The sequence below is a fragment of the Cellulomonas sp. IC4_254 genome, assembly GCF_011603975.1.
In the GTDB taxonomy this organism is placed as follows: Bacteria; Actinomycetota; Actinomycetes; order Actinomycetales; family Cellulomonadaceae; genus Cellulomonas.
This window is the reverse complement of the sequence record NZ_JAANNB010000229.1, coordinates 1-5,360: the sequence shown is the minus strand read 5'-3', so window position 1 is coordinate 5,360 and position 5,360 is coordinate 1. Positions and strand designations below refer to the sequence as shown.

The 5,360-nt window shown below is 78.7% G+C and carries 5 protein-coding genes; all 5 read right to left on the bottom strand.

The window, feature by feature from the left end:
* Window positions 1–21: 21 nt before the first annotated feature.
* The gene (locus G6556_RS16780; RefSeq protein WP_166943978.1) at window positions 22–1,005 is read right to left on the bottom strand and encodes a sugar phosphate isomerase/epimerase family protein; all 984 of its coding nucleotides are present in this window, start codon (window positions 1,003–1,005) and stop codon (window positions 22–24) included.
* The gene (locus G6556_RS16775; protein WP_346774960.1) at window positions 1,002–2,066 is read right to left on the bottom strand and encodes an SCO3242 family prenyltransferase; all 1,065 of its coding nucleotides are present in this window, start codon (window positions 2,064–2,066) and stop codon (window positions 1,002–1,004) included. The genes G6556_RS16780 and G6556_RS16775 overlap by 4 nt, the downstream gene beginning before the upstream one ends.
* A complete protein-coding gene (locus tag G6556_RS16770; protein WP_166943976.1) occupies window positions 2,063–3,232 on the bottom strand; it encodes an inositol-3-phosphate synthase in 1,170 nt (389 codons plus the stop codon). Before G6556_RS16770 ends, G6556_RS16775 begins: the two co-directional genes overlap by 4 nt.
* Window positions 3,229–4,239: a sugar phosphate isomerase/epimerase family protein gene (locus tag G6556_RS16765; protein WP_166943974.1), complete on the bottom strand. Its 1,011-nt coding sequence runs from the start codon at window positions 4,237–4,239 to the stop codon at window positions 3,229–3,231. The genes G6556_RS16770 and G6556_RS16765 overlap by 4 nt, the downstream gene beginning before the upstream one ends.
* A 79-nt stretch (window positions 4,240–4,318) precedes the next feature.
* Window positions 4,319–5,360 (bottom strand): DUF916 domain-containing protein (locus tag G6556_RS16760; protein WP_166943972.1); only part of this gene is annotated, 1,042 nt, incomplete at its 5' end.

The window sequence follows — 5,360 nt, the reverse complement described above, 5'->3', positions numbered from 1 at the left end:
CGTCACGGGTGGCACCCCCTCTCAGCGAGCGGGTTCGGGCAGGGGTACGGGCGCGGTGGTCGCGGGCGGTCGGCGGTCCTGGCCGGCGGGGTCCTCGAGGCGGGCGCCCTGCCACGCGCCGCGGATCGCGGCGGCCGCCGCGACGACCTGCCGGGGCGCGTCCCACGAGTGCCGCGGCAGCTCGACGGAGACCACGCCGGCGTAGCCGGGCCCGTCGACGGTCGCGGCGAGGGCGGCCAGCGCGGCGGGCAGGTCGAGGTCGCCCTCGCCGAACGGCCGGTGGTCGTGGTGCGTGCGCGGCATGTCGTCGATCTGCACGTGCGCGAGGTGCGGCCCCGCGGCGGCGAGGGCGCCGGCGACGCCGCCGGGCTCCACGACGAGGCAGTGCCCGACGTCGACGGTGAGGCCGAGCGCCGGCGGGTCGCCGAGGTCGGCACGCAGCCGCAGGGCGTCGGCGACGGTCTCGACGTGCATCCCGGGCTCCGGCTCGAGGGCCAGCCGGACGCCGTGCTCGGCGGCGTGCCGGACGAGCCCGGGCAGGCGCTCGCGCAGCCGGTCGTCCGCGGCGGCCGCGGTGACGTCGGGCGCGCGGACGCCGGAGAACAGCTGCACGACCGGGGCGCCGAGCGCGGCGGCGACCTCGACCGCCCGGCGCAGGTAGGCCAGCCGCGAGCCGGCCTCGGCGTCGACGAGCGCGGGCGCGTGCTTCCGCCGGGGGTCGAGCAGGTAGCGGGTGCCGGTCTCCACGACCACCCGCATGCCGCGGCCGTCGTGGGCGCGGGCGAGCCGGTCCCGGAGCGCGGCGAGGTCGGCGGCGGGCGCCCCCGGGTCGAGGTGCGGGAAGCCGAGCGTCAGCGCGACGGCGTCGTAGCCCGACTCCTCCAGCAGGTCGAGCGCGGCGGGCAGCGGGTGGTCGCCGAGGCCGTTCGTGCCGTAGCCGAGCGCGAACGGCAGGCCGTCGGGGTCGGCGCGCCGCGGGTCCGGGGCACCGGGGTGGCCGGTCACGTCTCGCTCACCGCCCCGGGGCCGGTGCGCCGGCGGAGCAGCACCCCGGCGACGGCGACCGCCCCGAGCGCGAGGGCCGCGCCCGGCCGGCCGGCGCGCGCGGCCCACGCGGCCTGCAGCGGGATCATCGCGCGGATGCCGGCGCCGGTCGCGGCCCGGGCGGCGGGTGCGGTGGGCGTGCGGGCGGCCGCGACCTGCGGCGGCAGGCACTGCGCGAGGTACGCGGCGGCGGCCACCGTCAGGGCGACGCCCGCGACGGGACCGGCCGTCGCGCCCGCGGCGTCCGGGGCCCCCGCAGCACCCGCGGCCTCCGGGGCACCCAGCGCACCGAGCGCACCCCCGGCACCCGGGCGGCGCACCGGGCCGGTCAGGACGGCGCCGGACACCACGACCGTGCCGACGGCGACGGCGGTCGCGACGCCGCGGGTCGTGCCGTGCACCTCGCCGCGGGACAGCACCGTCACGCCGGCGGTGTGCGCGGCGAGGGCCGCCGCCGCGGGCGCCGCGGCGCGCAGGTGCCCGACACCCGCGCCGAGCAGGACGTCCAGCCCGCGGCAGGCGGCCATCGCGGCGGGCCCCGCCGCGGTGTCCTTGAGCCGGGCGTCGTACAGCCACACCGCCGCGGCCAGCGGCCCGGCGACCGCCAGCGCCCGCCGGCCGCCTCCCGCCGCGGCGAGCGCGAGGCCCGCCGCGCCGAGGCCGGCCGCGACCCGCAGTGCGTGCCGGGGGTCGATGCGCCCGGACGGGATCGGCCGCTCGGGGCGCTCGGCGGCGTCGACCTCGCGGTCCGCCCAGTCGTTGAGCGCCATGCCGCCGGCGTACAGGCACGCCGACGCGAGCGGCAGCAGCGCCCGGCGCCCGGTGAGCGGCAGCCCGGCCGCCGCCGCGCCGGCGACGGTGTCCCCCAGCACGGTCAGCACGGCGGGCGCGCGCACGAGCTCCAGGTGGTCCCGGAGCGGGCGTGCCGTGCCGAGGTCGCCGGTCCCGCGCGGGGTCGCCGGTCGCGCGGGACGGATCGGCGCGGAACCGGCGACCTCGCGCGGAAGGGTCACGGTCGTCACGCCGCCAGCCCCCGGGCCCACCGGACGAGGTCGCCGGCCTGGTCCGCGGCGGCGTGCCGGTCCGACCCCCACGGGTCCTTGAAGAAGAACCCGAGCTCGGGGACGACGCCCGCGACCCCGCCCGCGTGCGCCAGCGCGAGCAGCCGCGCGAGGTCCAGCACCATCGGCGCCGCGAGGATGGAGTCGTAGGCGGACCAGGTGGTCTGCAGGGTGATCCGCGAGCCGAGGAAGCCCTCGGCGTGCACGTGGTCCCAGGCGACCTTGACGTCGCCGAGGTCGGGCACGTGGTCGATGTGCAGCGGCGTGACGTCGGAGCCGGTGAGGTCGCGCAGCCCGCGGGTCTTGGACGCGAGCTTGGACCGGACGGCCTCCGGGTCCGCGAGGGTCGCGCCGTCGCCGCCGCCCAGCAGGTTGGTCCCGGCCCAGGACAGCACCCGCAGGCCCCGGTCGGCGAACGCCGGCGCGAGCACGGTGCGCAGCCAGGTCTGCCCGGTCTTGCCGTCCTGCCCGGCGACCGGGACGCCCGCCGCGGCGGCGAGCGCCTGCAGCGCGGGGAGCCCCATCCCGGCGGACGGGGTGAACCCGGCGTAGGCCGCGCCCGCGAGCACGGCCGCGTACGCCGCCACCGACGACGGCGGCAGCACGACCCGCCCGGGCTCGCGCACCGCCGCGGCCAGCGCCGCCGGGTCGTCGTGCGCCGGCGTCGGGTGCGCGGGCGGCTCGGTGGAGGACACGTCGACGACGACGACCCGCGCGAGGTCGTGCCGCGCGGCGAACCCGGTGATGTCGGCCGCCAGCCGCTCGGCGACCTGCTGCTGCGAGCCCCCGGGCACCAGCGGGCCGCGGTGGCCCGGCCGGACCTCGGCGTCGGCGGCGTCGAGGGCGGACGCGGTGGCGGCGAGCAGCGGCGCGGGAATCATCCCGGCGTCGACCAGGGCCTCGGCCCGCTTGGCCAGCGACACGTCGCTGACGTCGTGCCCGCCGACGACGAGGTCGCCCCAGTCCGGCAGCGGCAGCCCGGCGAACGCGGGGGCCGCCGTGACGCAGCCCGCCGCCCCCGCGTGCCCGGCGGCCAGCGCCGCGAGCCCGAGCGCGGCCGTGGTGCCGACCGACCCGCGCGCGCCGACGAGCCAGAGCCCGGTGCGCGCGCGGGCGTCGGCCGTCACGCCTTGTCCTTCGTGGAGAACGCCGCGTCGAAGGCCGCCTCCGGGGCGTCGAACGCGAGCCGCTTGACGAAGGCCAGCGCCTCCGGCGCGCCGAGCAGCCGGTCCATCCCGGCGTCCTCCCACTCCACGGAGATCGGGCCGGTGTAGCCGATGGTGTTGAGCACGCGGAACGCGTCCTCCCAGGGCACGTCGCCGTGGCCGGTGGAGATGAAGTCCCAGCCGCGGCGGGGGTCGGCCCACGGCAGGTGGGAGCCGAGCCGGCCGTTGCGGCCGTTGCCCATCCGCTTCTTCGTGTCCTTGCAGTCGACGTGGTAGATCCGGTCCCGGAAGTCCCAGAGGAACGCCACCGGGTCCAGGTCCTGCCACACCATGTGGCTCGGGTCCCAGTTGAGGCCGAACGCCTCGCGGTGCCCGATCGCCTCCAGGGTGCGGACGGTCGTCCAGTAGTCGTAGGCGATCTCGCTCGGGTGCACCTCGTGCGCGAACCGGACGCCGACCTCGTCGAACACGTCGAGGATCGGGTTCCACCGGTCGGCGAAGTCCTGGTAGCCCGCCTCGATCACGGCGGCCGGGACGGGCGGGAACATCGCGACGTACTTCCAGATCGAGGACCCGGTGAAGCCGACGACGGTGTCCACCCCGAGCTTGGCCGCGATCCGGGCCGTGTGCTTCATCTCCTCGGCGGCGCGCTGCCGGACGCCCTCGGGGTCGCCGTCGCCCCACACGCGCTCGGACAGCATGTCCTCGTGCCGCAGGTCGATCGGGTCGTCGCAGACGGCCTGGCCCTTGAGGTGGTTGGAGATGGCCCAGACCTTCAGGCCGTACCGGTCCAGGATCTCCAGCCGGGAGGCGACGTAGGCGTCGTCGTCCCAGCGCCACGGGTCGAGGTGGTCGCCCCAGCAGGCGATCTCCAGGCCGTCGTAGCCCCACTCGGACGCGAGCCGGGCCACCTCCTCGAACGGCAGGTCGGCCCACTGGCCGGTGAACAGGGTGATGGGGCGGGTCATGTCGGTCTCCTCGTCGAGAGCGGAACATCGATGCTGGAGGGCGCCGGCGGGCGGCGTCCAGGGGCGCGGGCGGATCAGGTCACGTCGTGGCCCCCTGCCGGGCGAGGGCGTCGGCGACGGCCGCGTCCACGGCGCGCTGGTGCCGCACCTTGCGGCGGCGCCCGGCGAGCACCCGCAGGGCCACCAGCGCGACGACCAGGGCCAGCGCGCCGATCAGAGCCCACGGGACGGCCCAGGCCGCGGCGGTGGCGACCACGCCGGGGACCGCGGGCGCGGCGTCGGCCGCCGCGGCGCCGGGGAGTGCGACGACCTCGCCGCCGAGGGCGATCGTGGCCGTCGTGCGCACCAGGGGCCACACGCCGTCGACCCGGACCGTGCGCTCGACGGACGCGCCGGGGATCAGCTCGGGCACGTCGACGGCCGCGGCCCGGGCCCGGCCGAGGCCGAACAGCCCCGCGACCTGCACCTGCTCGGTGGGCGCGAGGCGGGCGTTGCCCGTGTTGGTCACGGTGAACGTCACGGTCGCCGCACCCGGGGCGACCGGGTTGCCGCCGGCGTCGTAGTCGACGCGCAGGTCCGTCACGGCCAGGGCCGGGGCGAGGTCGCCCGAGACGCGCAGGTGCACGCGGGAGCCGAGCCGCCGGTCGACCGAGACACCCGCGGCGTTCTCGACCAGGAGGCTGGAGACGATGCCCGCGGCGTAGTCGCCGGGCTGGGCGTCCTCGGGGACGGTCAGGGTGAACGGGACCTCGGCGGCGGCGCCCGGCCCCAGGACGAGCTCGGGGGTCTCGACCGCGACCCACGCGCCGAGCGCGGTGGACTCCTCCCCCGCCTCCAGCACGTCCAGGGTGCCGTCCGGGGTGAGGAAGCCGTCGGCGGCGTACACGTCGAGGGCCAGCGGGGCGTCGCCCTTGTTCGTCACGACGAGGGCGTCGGAGAGCGTGCCGCCGGGCGGCAGGGTGTAGGCGAAGTTCGGGCGCTCGGCGCCGTGCACGGTGTCGGCCGGGCGCACGCCCCAGGTGACCTGGGTGCTCGCGGCGGCGTCGGCCGCGGGGTCGGCGGCGGCCGGGTCCGCGGCCGGGTCCGCGGGGGCCGGGTCGGCCGCGGCGGGCACCGCGGGC